Source organism: Bartonella bacilliformis KC583 (assembly GCF_000015445.1).
GTDB classification, from domain to species: Bacteria; Pseudomonadota; Alphaproteobacteria; order Rhizobiales; family Rhizobiaceae; genus Bartonella; species Bartonella bacilliformis.
In genome coordinates, this window is record NC_008783.1 from 861,674 (window position 1) to 881,332 (window position 19,659).

The 19,659-nt window shown below is 34.7% G+C and carries 15 protein-coding genes and 1 pseudogene; 12 read left to right on the forward strand and 4 right to left on the reverse strand.

Annotated elements, in window-relative coordinates; genetic code table 11:
* Window positions 1–153: 153 nt before the first annotated feature.
* The 7 genes and pseudogenes from topA to BARBAKC583_RS04165 all read left to right on the forward strand — a co-directional run bounded on the left by topA (window position 154) and on the right by BARBAKC583_RS04165 (window position 8,970).
* Window positions 154–2,763: a type I DNA topoisomerase gene (topA, locus tag BARBAKC583_RS04130; protein ID WP_005767202.1), complete on the forward strand. Its 2,610-nt coding sequence runs from the start codon at window positions 154–156 to the stop codon at window positions 2,761–2,763.
* Window positions 2,760–4,991 (forward strand): annotated as a pseudogene (gene rnr / locus BARBAKC583_RS04135) (ribonuclease R). Before topA ends, rnr begins: the two are co-directional and overlap by 4 nt.
* A 276-nt stretch (window positions 4,992–5,267) precedes the next feature.
* Window positions 5,268–5,471, forward strand: coding sequence for a hypothetical protein (locus BARBAKC583_RS04140; protein ID WP_225866720.1), 204 nt, complete (start codon window positions 5,268–5,270; stop codon window positions 5,469–5,471).
* 1,063 nt (window positions 5,472–6,534) lie between these two features.
* Complete coding sequence (rpmG, locus tag BARBAKC583_RS04150) at window positions 6,535–6,702, forward strand: 50S ribosomal protein L33 (protein ID WP_005767215.1); 168 nt, start codon at window positions 6,535–6,537, stop codon at window positions 6,700–6,702.
* Between the two features lie 531 nt (window positions 6,703–7,233).
* Entirely contained in the window at window positions 7,234–7,788 is a 555-nt protein-coding gene (locus tag BARBAKC583_RS04155; RefSeq protein ID WP_005767217.1) for a thermonuclease family protein, read from the forward strand.
* 46 nt (window positions 7,789–7,834) lie between these two features.
* Complete coding sequence (locus BARBAKC583_RS04160; RefSeq protein ID WP_011807367.1) at window positions 7,835–8,470, forward strand: uracil-DNA glycosylase family protein; 636 nt, start codon at window positions 7,835–7,837, stop codon at window positions 8,468–8,470.
* A gap of 20 nt (window positions 8,471–8,490) precedes the next feature.
* On the forward strand, window positions 8,491–8,970 hold the full coding sequence (locus tag BARBAKC583_RS04165; protein WP_005767222.1) for an Lrp/AsnC family transcriptional regulator: 480 nt from the start codon (window positions 8,491–8,493) through the stop codon (window positions 8,968–8,970).
* A gap of 43 nt (window positions 8,971–9,013) precedes the next feature.
* On the opposite strand, the gene BARBAKC583_RS04170 is transcribed toward BARBAKC583_RS04165, so the two are convergent.
* From BARBAKC583_RS04170 to BARBAKC583_RS04180, 3 genes are all read right to left on the reverse strand, one after another.
* On the reverse strand, window positions 9,014–10,018 hold the full coding sequence (locus BARBAKC583_RS04170) for a nicotinate-nucleotide--dimethylbenzimidazole phosphoribosyltransferase (RefSeq protein ID WP_005767224.1): 1,005 nt from the start codon (window positions 10,016–10,018) through the stop codon (window positions 9,014–9,016).
* A gap of 332 nt (window positions 10,019–10,350) precedes the next feature.
* Window positions 10,351–11,331 carry a tRNA dihydrouridine(20/20a) synthase DusA gene (gene dusA / locus BARBAKC583_RS04175; protein ID WP_005767246.1) on the reverse strand — a complete coding sequence of 327 codons (981 nt, stop codon included), beginning with the start codon at window positions 11,329–11,331 and terminating at the stop codon, window positions 10,351–10,353.
* Between the two features lie 366 nt (window positions 11,332–11,697).
* Window positions 11,698–14,235: a response regulator gene (locus BARBAKC583_RS04180; RefSeq protein WP_005767248.1), complete on the reverse strand. Its 2,538-nt coding sequence runs from the start codon at window positions 14,233–14,235 to the stop codon at window positions 11,698–11,700.
* A 225-nt stretch (window positions 14,236–14,460) separates the two neighbouring features.
* On the opposite strand from BARBAKC583_RS04180, the gene BARBAKC583_RS04185 reads away from it, so the two are divergent.
* The gene (locus tag BARBAKC583_RS04185) at window positions 14,461–14,982 is read left to right on the forward strand and encodes a flagellar biosynthetic protein FliO (protein WP_005767250.1); all 522 of its coding nucleotides are present in this window, start codon (window positions 14,461–14,463) and stop codon (window positions 14,980–14,982) included.
* A 407-nt stretch (window positions 14,983–15,389) separates the two neighbouring features.
* Here BARBAKC583_RS04185 and BARBAKC583_RS04190 read toward each other — a convergent pair whose 3' ends face one another.
* Window positions 15,390–15,923 carry a flavin reductase family protein gene (locus tag BARBAKC583_RS04190; RefSeq protein ID WP_035453092.1) on the reverse strand — a complete coding sequence of 178 codons (534 nt, stop codon included), beginning with the start codon at window positions 15,921–15,923 and terminating at the stop codon, window positions 15,390–15,392.
* 145 nt (window positions 15,924–16,068) lie between these two features.
* On the opposite strand from BARBAKC583_RS04190, the gene rpe reads away from it, so the two are divergent.
* From rpe to purC, 4 genes are all read left to right on the forward strand, one after another.
* Window positions 16,069–16,761: a ribulose-phosphate 3-epimerase gene (rpe, locus tag BARBAKC583_RS04195; RefSeq protein WP_005767254.1), complete on the forward strand. Its 693-nt coding sequence runs from the start codon at window positions 16,069–16,071 to the stop codon at window positions 16,759–16,761.
* Window positions 16,758–18,062: an adenylosuccinate lyase gene (purB, locus tag BARBAKC583_RS04200; protein ID WP_005767256.1), complete on the forward strand. Its 1,305-nt coding sequence runs from the start codon at window positions 16,758–16,760 to the stop codon at window positions 18,060–18,062. Before rpe ends, purB begins: the two co-directional genes overlap by 4 nt.
* A 78-nt stretch (window positions 18,063–18,140) precedes the next feature.
* Entirely contained in the window at window positions 18,141–18,689 is a 549-nt protein-coding gene (locus tag BARBAKC583_RS04205) for an RBBP9/YdeN family alpha/beta hydrolase (RefSeq protein ID WP_005767258.1), read from the forward strand.
* A 185-nt stretch (window positions 18,690–18,874) separates the two neighbouring features.
* Window positions 18,875–19,639, forward strand: coding sequence for a phosphoribosylaminoimidazolesuccinocarboxamide synthase (gene purC, locus BARBAKC583_RS04210; protein WP_005767260.1), 765 nt, complete (start codon window positions 18,875–18,877; stop codon window positions 19,637–19,639).
* Window positions 19,640–19,659 lie beyond the last annotated feature (20 nt).

The window sequence follows — 19,659 nt, forward strand, 5'->3', positions numbered from 1 at the left end:
TTGTTAAAATTTCTTATAAAGTGTATTTAAAATAATAACAATCAAAAGTTGTATAGTATGATTTTTTTTATGTACTCTTGATCAATTGCCATTGGCTATTCAGTTGAAAGAGAGTTATAAGGAGAATTTTTATTTCAACATTCGGATAAAATTATGGATATCGTTATCGTCGAATCTCCAGCCAAAGCAAAAACAATTAATAAATATCTTGGGTCTCAATATAAGGTCATAGCATCATTTGGACATGTCCGTGACTTATCTGCCAAAGATGGCTCTGTTCTTCCTGATAAAGATTTTTCGATGAAATGGGATGTTGATACCGCTTCTGCAAAACGTTTAAATGAAATAGCAAAAGCCGTTAAAGAAGCGAATAGCCTTATTTTGGCAACTGACCCTGATCGTGAAGGGGAAGCTATTTCATGGCATATCCTTGATGTTCTTAACCAAAAAAAAATTTTAAATGATAAGCCTGTTAAACGGGTCGTTTTTAATGCAATTACAAAACAATCTGTACTTGACGCTATGAATAATCCACGGGATATTGATGTATCCCTTGTCGATGCTTACCTCGCACGCCGTGCTCTTGATTATCTGGTTGGTTTTACACTTTCCCCTGTTTTATGGCGTAAATTACCTGGTGCACGTTCAGCTGGACGTGTGCAATCAGTTGCTTTACGTATTATTTGTGATCGCGAATCAGAAAGAGAACATTTTGTTAAAGAAGATTATTGGTCAATCACAACATACTTAAAAACCCCCAGAAATGACGTCTTTCAAGCACGGTTGATAGAATTTAATCAAAAAAAACTAAGCAAACTTGATATCCAATCTCAAGAACAAGCAAATCAGATCCGTCTTATGTTGGAAGAAGCTGAATATTGTACACTAAGTGTTGAGGCAAAACCAACAAAAAGAAATCCTTCTCCACCATTTACAACATCCACTTTACAGCAAGCTTCCTCTTCAAAATTAGGTTTTTCAGCTTCTCGTACCATGCAAATTGCTCAAAAACTATATGAAGGTGTTGAAATGAATGGTGAGACAGCAGGACTTATTACCTATATGCGTACTGATGGCGTGCAAATAGCCCCAGAGGCTATTGATTCAGCACGAAGAGCAATCAGTAATTCCTTTGGAAATAACTATCTTCCTGAAAAACCACGTTTTTATTCAACAAAAGCAAAAAACGCACAAGAAGCACATGAAGCCATTCGCCCAACAGATTTTAAACGTCATCCCGATCAAGTTCGCAATTTCCTCGATAATGATCAAGCAAAACTGTATGAATTGATATGGAAACGCGCTATTGCTAGCCAAATGCGTTCTGCTGAAATTGAACGTACAACCGTTGAAATTAAAGCGGTTCAAGAAGAAAATTACGCAAATTTACGAGCAACAGGCTCTGTTACACGTTTTGATGGTTTTATTGCCGTCTATACCGATCAACGCGATGAAACAAACGGTGATGAAGATGACCTAGCACGCTTGCCCCCAATAAATGTTAATGAAATTCTTACAAAAGAAAAAATCGAAACGGCACAACACACCACAGACCCCCCTCCTCGTTATTCTGAAGCTTCATTAATTAAAAAGCTTGAAGAATTAGGGATTGGTCGACCTTCAACTTATGCATCCACATTAGCAACACTTTGTGATCGTGGCTATATCATCATTGACAAAAGACAACTTACTCCTGATGCTAAAGGACGTATTGTCACAGCTTTTCTTGAAAATTTTTTCAATCGCTATGTGGAATATGGCTTCACAGCAAATCTTGAAGAAAAATTGGACCTCATATCAGACGGAAAACTCTTTTGGAAAGACGTTTTACGCGATTTTTGGGATGAATTTAATGCATCCGTTACCAATATCCAAGAATTGCGTATAACGAATGTCCTTGACGTTTTAAACACAACATTAGCACCTCTTGCTTTTCCTACACGTGAAGATAGCAGTGATCCTCGTTCTTGCTCCCTTTGTAAACATGGTCAATTATCGTTAAAATTAGGTCGTTATGGTGCATTTGTTGGTTGTTCTAATTATCCTGAATGTAAATATACAAAACAACTTGGTACAGACGCAGGAGAAGAACGTGAAGCAGCACACAATGATGAACCTGTTATACTCGGTGTTGATCCTGAAACAGGAAAAGATATTTTTCTTCGCAATGGCCGCTTTGGTCCATATATTCAGCTTGGTGAAGGAAAAGAAGCTAAGCGCTCGGGATTACCAAAAGGATGGAAAACAGAAAATGTTAATCTTGATAAAGCCCTATCTTTATTGTCTCTGCCACGTGAAGTCGGAATTCATCCTGAAACAGGTCAAATGATCACAGCTACAATTGGACGATATGGTCCTTATCTTACTCATGATAGGAAATATGCAGCCCTTTCAAATGTAGATGACGTCTTTGATATTGGCATTAATCGTGCTGTCACAGTGCTAGCTGAACAAAAAGAAAATAAAGCTAATCGAGGTAAAACAGTATCTTCCGTATTAGCGGCATTAGGTGATCACCCAGATGGGGGATCGATTACTGTACGTGATGGGCGTTATGGTTCATATGTTAATTGGGGGAAAATTAATGCAACATTACCAAAAGATAAAGATCCAGCTAACATAACACTTTCAGAAGCATTAGAGCTCTTATCCGCTAAAACATCTGCCCCTTCAAAAACAAGAAAGGTAGCGGCTAAAAAAACAGCTCCAAAGAAAAATACAACAGTAAAGAAAGCTTCTTCTACAATAAAAAAAGCAAAATAAAATACTTTCACTTACATAATATTAGACACAGAAATTATTCTTTTATTACTGACAATCCTGAACGATAAGTAAACGTAAAATCACGAAAATTTTTAACTTGAAAATAATTTTTTATAACTGGTTAAAGATATAAGCGTGATTTTTAAAATGACACCTCAATATCAAAATAATGTAAGAGCTTAATGACCAAAAAAAAATTACCATCAGTCACTGTAGCAAAAATTAATACACGTAATAAAGATGGTGGTTTTATTGCACACCCCCTTAAGTGGGAAAGTGATACAAAACCCAATATTGAAATATTTCCTCCTCGCCATATGAGAAATATAAGTTTTCGTGTTGGAGATCACATTCTTATAAAAATTTTCCGAAATAAAAATTTTCAAATCACGCCTTATACAGGACGAATTGTCCGTAAAATTGATGAGAAAGAAACAAAAACTCTTGGTATCATAAGAAAATTAGAAAATGGCAAATGGCAATTTTCCCCTATAGAGCGTAAAATCAGAGAATTTATTATTGATGAACCCTCAGATATTAACATCAAATCTGGTAATCTTGTTGAAATTGAAATTAAAAATACGAATTGTAGATTTAAAAGTGCAAAAATAACAAATGTTTTAGGATATATTGATAGTGAAAAAACACTTGCAATGATTTCTCTCATTTCCAAGGGAATTCCTTATATTTTTCCTGAAGACGTTCTTGAACAAGCAAAAAATATAAAACCTGCTAACACAATCAATCGAGAAGATTGGCGACACTTACCGTTTATCACAATTGATCCACCAGATGCAAAAGACCATGATGATGCAGTTTATGCAATAAAGGATGAAGACCCTACAAATAGCGGTGGTTGGATCATCATCGTCGCCATTGCAGATGTTTCCTATTATATAAAAACAGGAAGCGCTTTAGATAAAGAGGCATTACAGCGGGGGAATTCTGTTTATTTTCCTGATCGAGTTGTGCCAATGTTACCGGAAACTATTTCCAATCATTTATGCTCTTTACGTGAAGGAGAAGATAGGTTTTCTTTAGCTGTTCGCATGGTTTTTGATGCTAATGGTAATAAACGCAAACATAGCTTTCACCGTATTGTAATGCGAACAGCTGCTAAATTATCTTATCAAGAGGTACAATGCGCAATTGAAGGAAACACAAATGAAAAAACAGCTCCTCTTATAGAAAATATTTTACAACCATTGTGGTCAGCTTATACTAGCCTTAAAATTGCACGCGACCTCCGGCAACCATTAGAATTAGAAATATCCGAAAAAAAAGTTATTCTTGATCAAAATGGATGCATCAAAGATGTTGTACGTCCACCTCATTTAGAAGCTCATCGTCTCATTGAAGAATTTATGATACAAGCTAATGTTTCTGCTGCTGAAACATTGAAAAAACATCGTCAGTCCTTCATTTATCGTATTCATGATGAACCTTCACTCACAAAACAAGAAACACTGCGAAATTCTCTTCATAATTTTAAAATACCTCTCTCCTCAAAAGTAAAACTTACGTCAAAACAACTGAATAATATTCTCACAACAGTCACAAATACACAGCAACAGGAATTAATAAATCAAATTATTTTACGCTCACAATCGCAAGCTGAGTATAATCCTAAAAATATAGGTCATTTTGGTTTAAATTTGCAAAATTATGCACATTTTACATCACCGATCCGTCGCTATGCTGATCTGATTGTTCATCGAGCACTTATTAAAGCTTTGCAATTAGGCGATGATGGACTAACAGATGAACAAGAACAAAATCTCGTAGAAATCGCCACGCAAATTTCTTCATATGAGCGTCGTGCTATGATGGCTGAGAGAGAAACAATTGATCGACTCGTTGCGCACTATTTAGCTGATAAAATTGGTCATTTATTTAAAGGTCGCATTTCCGGGGTTACAAAAGCAGGTCTTTTTATTTCTCTTGATAAACTCAATGCAGATGGTTTTGTACCTATTTCTACTCTTAAAAATGATTATTATCACTTTGATGAAGAACAGCACGCCCTGATAGGAAAACATAGCTATAAATACTATCAACTTGGCGATGCAGTAGAAATCAAACTTGTAGAAGTACAACCTTTTGCTGGTGCTTTATGTTTTGAAATATTAACAGAACCTCAGCTATTAACTTCCTCATCTCTTTCTTACCATAAAACAAAATCTACAATGAAAAGACGGAAATGTAATTCCTACAAAAGAAAAGTCTAAAAGTTTTTTCTGAATCTATTGTCATTAACCTTACGCATTCATGACTCTAATATGCGGTAATTTAATATATTTTTTGATTAATTGAAATTATATGAAAAATTCTCAAAATAACATATATTAAATGAATTATAGATGAATTTACCTTCCTATAATTACTGAAAAAATCTTGCTCGATATCATAAATACTAGTTTGCTAAAAAATCTTCCTCTTATCTCAAGGCTAATTGTGCATTGGCTGCATAAACAAGGATACAAGATTATAATTATACTCTTCTTATGATGAACAAAATTTTTGATATCTCAAAACTCTTTGTATTCAATTTTGCTGCGATCATTGGTGCTGTTAGTGTAAAATTAGGAATAGGAATACAATTTATCTCTTTATTGATGACTGAAAAAGAATTTTCAAACAGTGCTATTGGTTACAGTGGAACGGTTAGTGAAATCACCACAATTATCGCAGCCATTTTTGTTGCTTGAATAGCTTCTCATATTGCTGCTAGTTAATCGATATTATCAATGATAGATTGGAAAGTTAAGTTTTTTATTTTTTCGACTCAGTATTAATTTGGCTCATTCTGCGATTTACGCTGCACTTCGCTATGACAATTACATTCACTCCTATCAGAATTTGGATCAACAGTTCTGCTCCTCCCCAGAGACGCAGTTTAATACTTTCTATTTATGCCATTACTTTGGGAGTAAAATTTGCTATCGATCTAACGCTGCTAGCAAGAATAGGATCACAGGATGTATGCCTTTTTGTGTTAGCGGTACCTTTTTGGAATTGCTGTTATACTAACTCTCACCGCTTCAAAATTAAACCTCAAATTTAAAAATAGTAAATATACAGCATTTTTTTCTTATATTTTTCATACACCTACTTCAACTATGGCAGTATTGATTATGGTGCTATCAAAATGAGAGCGTTAACATTTATAATATCTTTTAGTTTATCAATCGGATACAATAAGAATTAAGCCTCACACTTTATGGCGATATTCGCGCTTGATAACCTTTTGCTTTTAATTCGTTATTGGCTTTAAGCGATTACACAAAAAATAAGCGCTACTCTCTATGGGATGCGCCACTTTAGGATTCGCAGGACCCCTTGTGGTACTATGGATAGCCGAACATCAATGGACTGTAATTCTTGATATTTTTCTTTTTGGTAGTGTATTCATAGGTCTTTATATAATTGGGCCCTCACAGTTATGTGCATACCTTAAAGGACATGAGCGCTTCTGCTAATTTTTCTTTCATCTTTACTATAGCATTGGGATGCTTATTGAAGCTACTATCATCGGCCAAATAATAGATCTTTTTAAACATAGATCTTTTTAAACCATGTGATTTTTCTTCTGTAATGGCCTGTTTTTTTTCGGCTTGTATACTTATTTTAGTGCGTGTTTCTTTAATGAAAAAGCTAATCAACTCTTGACTTTTTTTGTAACATCCGTAGGTTAATAAAAAATCTGGTTTACATCAAAAATGAATTTTGGTGACAAAGCAGTGTCATTTCAACATAAATAGGATCATTATTATGGCTAAGGCAGCAACGATTAAGATTAAGCTTTTGTCAACTGCAGATACCGGTTTTTTCTATGTAACGAAAAAAAATAGCCGTACGATGACGGACAAAATGAGTAAACGTAAATATGATCCAATTGTTAAAAAGCATGTTGAGTTTAAAGAAACAAAAATCAAGTAACTACTTTTGTTCTTTTCAATTTACAATTTCCAAGAACGGCCATAAATAAAAATAAATGTGCTGTACGTTTATATGTTATTTGTCGTGATTTAGTGCTTCAACTTTTAGTTTAGTTAAATTGTTAGAAAAATTGGATACGTTAGCTTTGTCTTATTGGATGGAGGGTACGTATTTTTCTATCTGAAAAAAGTTTATTGAATGTTTGGCATTTTTTATCAAAAATAAGAATGTATTTTGATTTTAATCCTCAATCCAAATGACATTTATTAAAAATATCCCACTCGTGTAAAAAAGAAAATATTTCCTAAGAGATATACTGTAATCAATATATTATATCCCGTTTATTAATATATATAATATCTACTTTATAGGGAACAGATTGTTGCAAACAATAATAATCTCGTTTTACGAAAATTATAATAAGTTGCTAACCTTACTGCTTAATATGAAGAAAAAATTTAGACATTTCAAAATCAAAATTTCCTGGTTAGTGCTATCTCTAAAACAGTATAATATGAGTTTCTTAATTTCATGAAAGAAAAAGTTCTTCGTTCCAATTTAGATAGCTTCAAAAAAAAAGTTTTTGGCTTAATTGTCTTAGTAACCATCATCTTCACCAATATGATTGTTTATACGGAATATGCTCAAACACAAAAGCCAATTTCTATAAAATCTATTAAGGGTTATGCATCAGTTATTGATGGAGATTCAATCAAAGTTGCTGATATCATGGTCCGACTTATAGGAATTGATTCTCCTGAGCTTCATCAGTTTTGTGGTATGAAAACAAAACGTTATCCATGTGGACAAAAAGCTAAAGAATATTTAGAAAGGCTTATAACAAAAAAAACTGTTACATGTCATTGGAGTATAAAAGACAAATATCAGCGTGTCCTTGGTACGTGTCAAACAAAACAAGTCAAAAATATTAACGCAACAATGGTACAAAACGGTTGGGCTGTAAGCTATAATAGCTATCGTAAAGAGGAAGAAGAAGCCCATAGGAAAAAGAAAGGTATATGGCAATCAAGTTTTCAACAACCACGAGAATGGAGAAGAATTCACATTAATAACAGAACACAGTAAAATTTTCTCTTTTTTACAGTGCAAATGTTGCTTGCCTATTTCACTTATGAAAAAACAACGATGTGATAAAATTATCAAACTTGATAAAAAAATTCACTCTTGTCGTATTTGTATAACGAATCCACGTTATTACCCTCCCTTACCTCATGAGCCACGACCTGTTGCCTATTTATCCGACACAGCTTCTATCGCAATTGCAGGACAAGCACCAGGATTACGGGTACATGAAAGTTCTATTCCCTTCAATGATCGCTCCGGCGAAACATTACGTAATTGGCTCAGTGTAACTCGTAATCAGTTTTATGACAGATCTTTATTTGCCATTGTTCCTATGGGATTTTGTTTTCCGGGCTATGACCAAAATAAATCCGACTTACCACCAAGGCGTGAATGCCAAGAAATGTGGCATGAAGAAGTGTTTCAAGCTATGCCACAAATAAAGCTCGTCCTTGCTATTGGAAGTTATGCACAGAAATGGCACATCACAGGCTTAAAACACAAAACTGTTTCAGAAACCGTCAGTGATTGGAAAAACATTCTCTCTATACGTCAACCTAGAGGATATAATGTCATACCATTGCCTCATCCATCATGGCGAAATACTTTTTGGTTACAAAAACACCCCTGGTTTCAGGATGAACTTATTGTGTATCTTCGCCATTTAGTTCATAAGTTTTTGTAAATTAAATTGGAAAAGAAAATATGGATGGCCTTGATCGAAAAATCCTCCATTTGTTGCAAGAAGATGCCACACTCTCTGTCGCTGATATTGCTAAAAAAGTTGGACTCTCTACAACCCCTTGTTGGCGTAGAATTCAAAAACTCGATGACGACGGTGTTATTCAGCGTCGTGTTGCTGTTCTTTCTCCTCAAAAAGTGAATGCACACGTTACTGTTTTTGTTTCTATTCGTGTCCATTTACATAACCATGAATGGCTAAAGCGTTTTTCAAGAATTTTGCGGGAGTTTCGTGAAGTTATTGAATTTTATAGAATGAGTGGAGATATAGATTATTTATTACGTGTCGTGGTTCCCAATATTGAAGCTTATGACCTTTTTTATAAAAAATTAATTTCTAAAGTTGATATTTGTGACGTATCATCCTCTTTCGCAATGGAGCAGATTAAATACACAACAGAGCTACCTCTTGACTATATAAAATTACAAAATCCAAATGGATAATAAAATTTTGAGTTTTTTTTGATATTTATAGCAATTTAAGTCCCTAAATAGCGACATCCTGTTCAAATATTGCCATTTGTGCATGTGTTAAAACAGCAGCCTTAACCACACCAGCTGCCATGGCAGCGCCTATTCCTTCACCCAGATGCACCTTTAAATCTAAAAGCGGCTCTTTTCCTATTTTTTCTAAAAGTTTGCGATGTGCTGAGTTAGTGGAAATATGCCCAACAATAATATGATCAAGAGCTCTTGGATGCATTTTATAAAGAATTGCTGCTGCCGCTGTTGTTACAAAGCTATCCAAAATAACTGGAATTTTTTCCATTCTTGCAGCTAAAATAGCTCCTACCATAGCAGCAATTTCACGCCCTCCTAAACAACGCATAACCTCAAAAGGATCATTTAAATAATCTTTATGTAAAAAAACTGCTGTTTTTACTGCCATCACTTTGCGTTGATAAAATTCCCCTACATCTCCTGTACCAGGATCTATCCACTCCTCAGCATCTCCACCAAATAGAGCTAAACATAAAGCTGAAGCTATTGTTGTATTGCCAATTCCCATTTCTCCTACACACAAAAGATCTATTCCTCCAGCAATTGATTCCATCCCAAATGCCATCGTTGCAGCTGCACTACGCTCATCCATTGCGGCATCCTTGGTAATATTCATTGTTGGATACTCTAAAGCCAAATCAAATATCTTCAATCCAAGATCATAAGCTGCACAAATTTGATTAATAGCACCACCACCAGCTGCAAAGTTATTGACTATCTGTTGTGTCATAGATCGCGGAAATGGTGTAATATTTTCGTCAGTTACACCATGATTTCCAGAAAAAATAGCTACTAAAGGCCGCCTTATTATTGGCTTTTCTTCAGCTCTCCACCCAGCATACCAAACTGCGATATCTCCTAATTTTCCTAATCCTCCTTGCAACTTTGTTAATTGCATTTGCCGTTTTTTTGCTAAAGTCATAATGAACTCATCAGGAGTGGGTAAATTTGTTAGCAATGTACGAAAATCATCAAATGGACTAGCGGTCATGAAAATACCTTTTTGAGTGTATGTTTATAGAATTTTATTCTACAAACAGAATATAAATAATTCATTGTCGTTTTTAGGAAAAAATAAATAGACTATACATTGTGAGACTAATTATAAAATCAATCTATTCTCTAGCTACTGATTTAAAGTTCTAAAATGTCTCTAATAATATAATATTTGTCTTCTAAAGATAGTCTAGATAAATAACAGATGATAAAAATTGAAATTTTTCCTTTTAATATCTCAATAATTTTAAATTATCTATAAATTACAATATATAAAATGAATTATTTATTCTAAAATATAAAAATGAGATACTCGCAAAACTTACTTTAAATAAGAGCAGAAAAAGCTTCTTTTAAAATACGCACATCTGCGTCTTTTCCTCTTGCATCATTTGACAATATTTGTCGCCATCGACGTGCACCATCGCGACCATGAAAAAAGCTGATCATATGACGTGTCACATGAGAAAGATGCCCGCCTGATGCAATATGTTTCGCAGCGTAATCGCACATGATATCAATTACATCACAATCCTTAAGATTGCTCTGTGACTCACTGTATATCTCAAAATCAATGAGTTGCAATAAAGATGGATTATAATAAACTTGCCGTCCTACCATAACAGCATCACATAATTTCAAATGTTCTTTCATTTCATAAATTGATTTAATTCCTCCATTTATCCCTATAAATTTATTATAAAATTTATTTTTTAATTTATAAACTCTTTTATAATTAAGTTGCGGAATATCTCGATTTTCTTTGGGACTTAAACCTTTTAACCACGCCTTGCGTGCATGTACCCAGAGTGCATCACAACCAGCATTCCATACTCGATCTGCTAAAAAATCTAAAGCCAATTCTTCATCTTGCTCATCCACACCAATTCGACATTTAACGGTCACAGGTATAGTAACAACCCTCTTCATCGCTTCTACAGCATTCGCTACAATATCAGGGTTTAACATTAAACAAGCACCAAATGTGCCTGACTGAACACGATTTGATGGACAACCTACATTTAAATTTATCTCATCATAACCAAAATCTTCTGCAATTTGCGCAGCCTCTGCTAATTTTTTAGGATCCGATCCCCCTATTTGTAACGCAACAGGATGCTCTTGATCATTAAAAGCTAAGAGTGATTCACGGATACCGTGAATTATAGCATCCGCAACAACCATTTCAGTATAAAGCAGTGCTTTTTTTGTTAAAAGACGGTAAAAAAATCGGCAATGCCGATCTGTCCAATCCAACATTGGGGCTACCGCAAATTTTATCGATGATGGAGAACTATAAAATGTCATAGAAGAATTTTATCCTATATTTCATTAATAGCATTCCATCCACATAGACAGCCAGAGCTTTCCCTATTTTCACCATATTAATTTTAGAAGATCAAAATACGCTTTATATTTATTTCTGTTATTAATTTACTTTTTAAATAACAAAAATCATTTAAGATATAAAATTTTTAATGCAGCTATTAACGCTAATACAACATGATCTAGCTGGTCAATAAATTTGTATAAATCTCAAACGATAGATAACTCTATAAAATCCATCTGTCATGGTTCTCTTATCTCCCCAACGCACCTTTTACCTACATCGGTATTGTTCTATATCCAGTATCTCTTGCTTTATTTATTTTTTCTAATTCTAATCACGCTATTTTATTCTTCTAGTCTTTCTTTGACTGCTAAAATCAGCTGTTTAAGTGTAAATGGCTTAGATAAGAATCCAAAAATAGCGCCTTCTGGAAGATTTTTAGTAAATGCATCTTTTGTATAACCAGAAACAAAAATAAACTTGATATCGGGGTAACTTTTACGAACTTCTTTAAGTAAAGTTGGCCCATCCATCCCTGGCATCACAACATCAGAAACAATAATATCAATAGCGCCTTTATTTTCCTTAAGAACAGCAAGCGCTTCCACCCCACTCGCAGCTTCTAAAACAGTATACCCCCTCATTTGAAGAGCTCTCACCCCGCCCATTCTAACTGCATCTTCATCTTCGACCAATAACACGGTTGCAGAGCCTGTCAAATCTGTATTGTGTTCCTGTTTTTCTGCTTTTTCAATCTGTTCAACAATCTCATCTCTGATATTGGAGACATAGCGAGGTAGAAAGATATGAAATATCGTTCCTTCTCCTTCCTGGCTATTACAGTGAATATAGCCACCTGTCTGTTTGATAATGCCATAAACCATTGATAAGCCAAGTCCTGTACCTTTTCCAATTTCTTTTGTTGTAAAAAATGGTTCAAACATTTTTTCTTGCACAGCAGAAGATATGCCTGATCCAGTATCTGCAACAGTCAATTGCACATACTCGCCAGCTGCAAGACCAGCATAATTTAATTCAGCACTTTGTTGTTTTGTAATATTGTTTGTTGCAATTGTTACCGTACCTCCATCAGGCATTGCATCACGCGCATTGATAACTAAATTCATAACAACACACTGGAAAGACGCTTGATCGACTTCCACACTCCACAAATCTCTTCCATGAATAATTTTTAACTGAATATGATTACCTAAAAGAGGCAAAATGAGATTACGAATGTCCGATAAAAATTCTGTAAAATCAACTTTTTCAGGCCTAAGCGTTTGTTTTCTAGAAAAAGCTAATAATTGCTGTACAAGTGCAGCCGCACGGTTAGCATTATTTTTAATATTAGTAAGATCAGCATGTGCTGGATCAGAAACGCGGTGCGTATTTAAAAGAAGATCACACGACATTAAAATTGCTGTCAAAACATTATTAAAATCATGAGCAATACCACCCGCCAACTGCCCAACAGCTTGCATTTTCTGGCTTTGTACCATGTCATCGTCAAGTGTTTTTTGCTTCATCATTTCCAAAGCAGATATAACCACAAAATTATGTGATAAATCATCACGATATTGCATCAAAGGTGTAAGATAAAGACGTAAATGGCGTTCCTTATTATTTGCTAATACCGTATCTATCGGATCTAGATAACTTTTATACGTCGTCACCTGCCGAAATGCGTGCTCTAATTGTGCATGATAACTATGAGATATGACGTCATAAAGATTAATAGCCTTGTCCGTGCATCCTAGTAATGACAAAAAAGCATGATTTACATGAACAAATTGTCTTTTCTGATCTATCACTGCTATTGCAAAAGGACTTGCGTCAAAATATTCTATCAATGTACTCGGTAATTTTTCTTCACAATCCCTCTCACTCTCTTGCATTTGCTGTGGCAGCATAACAATACGATAGATAGTTTCATCTCCTAAAAGAGAAGAAACATACATAAAACATTTCAGCAGTTTTTTGCTACCATCCTCTAAAGTTAAAGATAAAGAAAAAACGTAACTCGTAGCACAATTTGAATTTTGATATTTGTTATTTTGCAAACAAATATCACTCCACTTACTGTTGTTTCCAGTATTATAAAATAATTGATCAAAGCTATATTGACCAACAATAAAATTAGTTAAATCGATCGAAAACCACTTAGCAAAAACTGAATTTAAATAGATAACCATTCCTTGTGCGTTTACAGATAAAAATCCAACAGGAGTATGATCTAAGTGATTGGTAGCTTCTTGAAGATTCAAGGAAGAAAATTCATGATGTTCTTGAAAATGCGAAATATCAACAACACGCCACAATAAAAATTTTTGTTTCCGTTTTATAATCGGATGAATAGAAATATTGTACAAAATAGGTTGTTGCTGTGTAGAATGGATAAAAATTGAACGATCTATTTTTAGATTTTCTTGAGCTGCAAGATTATTAGACGCTGCTACCTTCAAGCGATACACAAGTGCACCAGCACCTGGAAGATCAGCAAGAACAGTGTAACAAGAAGCTTTAGGTTTATAAGTAAAAAGCCTTTGATAATTTTGATTAGCATAGTGAATAAAACCTGAAAAATCAGATACTATAATTACATCATTCACCTCATCAAAAAGACTAAAATCTAAATCTTTTTGCAAGTACATAGCATGACATTTTAAAATGCCTGCTCCCATTAAAAAAAACGCTATAATAGCTATAATAGTTAAAACTAAGAAAGATACCAATGCAACTTTATGGAAATGCGGATAAAAAACACCTAAAAATCCTATAATTACTAAAAAAGTTATTATAAAAAAAATCCCCCAAATCATAGCACCCCATTGCATAAAAGAAAGCAATGATTTTGTACTATCATAAGAATTTTTATTCATTTTTATCTGCCTCGATTATGGCTGATTTTTATGCCATAAATTGTTTTCGTAATGTATATAATTTATATTGAGTGTAATTTTCTATTACATATAATATATACATGCTTTATATACGTAATAGAAATGGCTTAAGTAATTAGACAAGTCATATTTATGTTTAGTCCAATCTTGCAAGATGCTTACGGATTTATATAAAATAGCCTCTTGCCAAATAGGGGAAGCCATATGAGTATCTGGTTATCAAATAAAATAGGGGTACACGCAGCGAATATAATTACGAGTCTTGCATTCCTCATAATGATAATCATAGCAATTGCTATTGTTATAGGGCTTTTACGCTATTTAAATAAAGACAGAAAAACGCGTTCACAACGGTTAGCTATATGTGATACGGTTGCTGTTGATCGTATGCGCCGTCTTGTTCTGATACGCCGTGACGATGTAGAGCATTTAATGCTTATTGGTGGAACAACAGATATTGTTATAGAATCTGGCATTATCAACACATTACACATTGAACACAAAAATCACCACAAGCCGCCAAAAGATACACTATCAACAATAACAGAAATCGATCAACATCACACCTTTACAGAAAAAGCCCCTTTTTCTCTAAAAGCAATGGGATCTGCTAAAAATAATGCCTCTTTCTCCTCATTCGATCACAATTTAAATGATTCAGCAATTACTGCTACAATCGAAGGACGACAGGAGCCATCCTTATTCATTCCTACCCAGAAAAAATAAAATCTTTATATCAAAAAACGAGTTATATGCATATTTTAAAGAAAAACATGAGTAAGTTCGTTGTTTTTTAGCGCTGGTAATAATTTTTTAGTGTTATTTCCTCTTATTACCAGCTTATAAAACAGCCATCAGAAAAAAATTATGTCATCTCTGATACTGGCTAGATCAGAATAAAATGTTTTTTAACAGAAACATAAAAGTTCTTGTTTAACTCATTTTTTAAAATCTATTCAAAAAAATTACTGGCATTCGTGTATCTAATAGTGATTGTTCTTTATTGGTTATTTTTTTATCCAACAAACAATTATTTCAGTGTGATGTCTCATACTAACTTGTCTACAAATTAATTAAGCTCAAAACCCAGAAGAATTAGTGCTTATCTTACTAATTTAAAAGACACAAGGATTTTATAAAGGCAAATTATGATAGTTGCGATTAAAATACATTAAAGCATCTTTTTCTTTATTGCTGTTTATTGCTACAACTTCGCCAATTAAAATATAATGAGTTGCATGTTCGTGCCAACAAATTAAGTTACAATCAAGTGAAGCCAAAGCATCTGATAAACTAGGCGCACCAGTTTTTAAAACATTCCACTGAGCTATGCTAAAGCGTTCAGTTTGTGTAAAGTTAGAGCGTCCAGAAAAAGCATCAGCCAATTTACGATGTTTCCCTGCTAAACTGTTGATACAGAAATTACCATTTTCTACAAATAGTTTATTTTCAGGATTATGACGCATTAAACACACAAGAAGTGTTGGAGGATTATCTGATAAAGAACAGCAAGCCGAAACTGTTACTCCACGCTTTCCCTTAATGCCATTTGTCGTTACAATATGTACAGCTCCTGCAAAATAACTCATAGTATTCCGATATTCCTGCGGAGAAACAGTAAGATTCTGTTGAAGTTTAGGCATTAAATTTATTGTATGATTTGACATATTTTTACTTATACAGTTTTTAAATTCTCAAGGGATATTTCAATTATACATTCTCATTTTTTATGTCATACCATATATGAGCAATAAAATGCATATTTTATCATACAATATTACATGCTAAAAAGAGCCAACTAAGGAGATCTTAATGGTTCATTCCCCTATTATTGCACCTTCACTCTTATCTGCAGATTTTTCAAAACTTGGTCAAGAAATATCCGATGTTGTTGATGCAGGTGCAGATTGGCTCCATCTTGATATCATGGATGGCCATTTTGTTCCTAATATCACCTTTGGACCTGATACTGTAAAAGCTCTACGCCCGTTAAGCAAAGCAGTATTTGATGTTCATCTCATGATTTCGCCTGTTGATCCTTATCTTGAAGCTTTTGCAAAAGCTGGCGCAGATATTATAACCATTCACGCAGAAGCAGGACCTCATATTCATCGTTCACTACAAATAATCAAAATAATGGGGAAAAAAGCAGGGATTGCAATCAACCCAAGCACTCCAGAGCATGTGCTTGAGTATTTACTTGATCAATTAGACCTCATCCTGATTATGACAGTTAATCCTGGTTTTGGTGGACAAAATTTCATTCCAGAAATGAAAGATAAAATTAAACGCATAAAAAATATGATTGCCAATCGGTCTATTGACCTTGAAGTTGATGGCGGTATTTCAGTGGATACAATCGGAACAGCTGCAAAAGCTGGTGCCAATGTATTTGTTGCAGGGTCTGCTATTTATAAAAATGGTAATAAAGATCTTTATAAAACACGCATTAGTGAATTACGTCAAGCTGCAACCCTCCTCTCCCATAATAAGGAAAAATTATGATTACACGCTATTCTCGTCCCCAAATGGTAGCAATCTGGTCGCCAAAAACGAAGTACCGTATTTGGTTTGAAATTGAAGCACATGCTTGTGATGCAATGGCTCAACTTGGTGTGATTCCAAAAGAAGCCGCTAAAATCATTTGGGAAAAAGGTTCAGCTGCTGAATTTGATGTGAATCGTATTAATGAAATTGAAGCAACAACTAAGCATGATGTTATCGCATTTCTTACCCATTTGGCCGAATTTATTGGGCCAGAATCGCGTTTTATTCATCAAGGTATGACATCATCAGATGTTTTAGATACAACATTAAATGTTCAATTAATGCGAGCCAGTGACATTTTGTTAAAAGATATAGATCAACTTCTTGCAGTATTAAAAAAACGTGCTCTCGAACATAAAGAAACAATTACTATTGGACGCAGTCACGGTATTCATGCAGAGCCTATAACATTTGGAGTCAAATTTGCTCTTGCATATGCTGAATTTTCTCGCTGTCGCCAACGTATGCTTGCAGCACGCGAAGAAATTGCTACTTGTGCTATCTCAGGAGCTGTTGGTACTTTTGCTAATATTGATCCACGCGTTGAAGAACATGTAGCAAAGGCATTGGGTATGCGTACTGAGGCGGTTTCTACTCAAATTATACCCCGCGACCGCCATGCAATGTTTTTTGCAACACTTGGTGTTATTGCATCATCCATTGAAAGGCTAGCTATAGAAATACGCCACCTGCAACGAACAGAAATCCTTGAAGCAGAAGAGTATTTTTCACCTGGGCAAAAAGGTTCATCAGCTATGCCTCACAAACGGAATCCAGTTTTAACAGAAAATTTAACCGGGTTAGCGCGTATAGTACGTGCATTTGTAATGCCTGCTATGGAAAATGTTGCACTTTGGCACGAACGGGATATTTCTCATTCATCTGTTGAGCGTTATATTGGCCCTGATGCCACCATCACACTTGATTTTGCTCTTGCTCGACTGACATCCGTGATTGAAAATTTAATTGTCTATCCGGAGAATATGCAAAAAAATCTCAACAAATTCCGTGGCCTTGTTCATTCACAGCGTGTGCTTTTAGCACTTACACAAGCCGGTATTAGCCGCGAAGATTCCTATCGAATCGTACAACGAAACGCAATGAAGGTTTGGGAACAAGGAAAAGACTTTTTAGAAGAATTGCTAAAAGATGAAGATGTTGCAAAAGCCTTAAGTGAAGAAAAACTTCGCGAAAAATTTGATCTTGCATACCATACTAAACATATTAATACGATTTTTAAGCGTGTTTTTGGATCATAACAAAGTTTTATATAAAAAAACAAACTGTTTTTCTCCTTTTGGCTAAAGTCAGAATATACTTCAACTAAAAAGAAATTCATGAAAGTAAATCAACTCGATATTTTGATTGTTCCTGGTTATAAAGGATCTTGTTCTAACCATTGGCAAACACGCTGGGAACAAAAATTATCTACCGCTCGGCGTGTTCAACAAACGGATTGGTCAAAACCTGTATGTAGAGAATGGGTTAATAGAGTTGAAACAGCTATCACACAAGCTAATAAACCTGTTGTTATTATTGCACATTCATTAGGAGTTCCAACAACCATTCATGCAATTGTGCATAATGCAAAAAAAGTTTGCGGTGCTTTCTTTGTTGCTCCACCAGATGTAGCCAACCAAAAAATACGCCCAAAACATTTAATGACATTTGGCCCATACCCTCAGAAGAAGCTTCCCTTTCCTTCTGTAGTCGTCGCTAGTCAAAATGATGAGTTTTGCCAATTTTCATTAGCGCAGAAACTTGCAAATGACTGGGGTGCACTATTTGTTGACGCTGGACAGTCTGGCCATATTAATGCGGAATCCGGACATGGACCTTGGCCTGAAGGACTTATGGTTCTTGCTCATTTCCTAGCAAAACTTTGATATAAATATAGATCCTTTTCAAAAAGGCATTATTTATTATGTTGTCATACATAAGTTAGCTTTTTTCTATTCTCTAAATAATAAAAATTGTGTAGGTATTACAGCAATCATTGAGAATTACCCTTAATTAGGGTAGTATCTTTTTTATAAATAATACTGAGACCTCTAACGAATAGATAATTATGATGAGTCGTCGTCGTCGCATTTATGAAGGTAAGGCCAAAATTTTATATGAAGGGCCTGAACCAGGTACCTATATTCAATTTTTTAAAGATGATGCAACCGCGTTTAATGCAAAAAAACATGAAGTCATTGATGGTAAAGGTGTCTTAAATAATCGTATCTCAGAACATATCTTTACCCAACTTGGTCGTTTAAATATTCCAACACATTTTATTAAACGCATAAATATGCGTGAACAGCTTATTAAAGCGGTTGAAATTATTCCATTAGAAGTTGTCATTCGTAATGTTGCCGCAGGCTCCCTTTCTAAGCGCTTGGGATTAGAGGAAGGAACTGTTCTTCCACAATCCATTATCGAGTTTTATTATAAAAATGATTCTCTTGATGATCCAATGGTAACAGAAGAACATATCACTGCTTTTGGATGGGCTGCTCCACAGGAAGTAGAAGACATTATGCAGCTTTCGATTCGTATCAATGATTTTCTCTCTGGGCTTTTTGCAGGTGTTGGTATTCAATTAATTGATTTTAAAATGGAATTTGGTCGTTTATGGGAAAATGAAACAATGCGTATTGTTCTTGCTGATGAGATTTCTCCTGATTCGGCTCGTTTATGGGATATGCAAACACAAGAAAAAATGGACAAAGACCGTTTTCGTCGTGATCTGGGGGGGCTTATTAATGCCTATCAAGATGTTGCAAGACGTCTTGGAATCATGAATGAAAATGATCCCCCACGGCCAAATGGTCCAGTTTTAGTAAAATAAAAACAAAGTAATATTGTTTT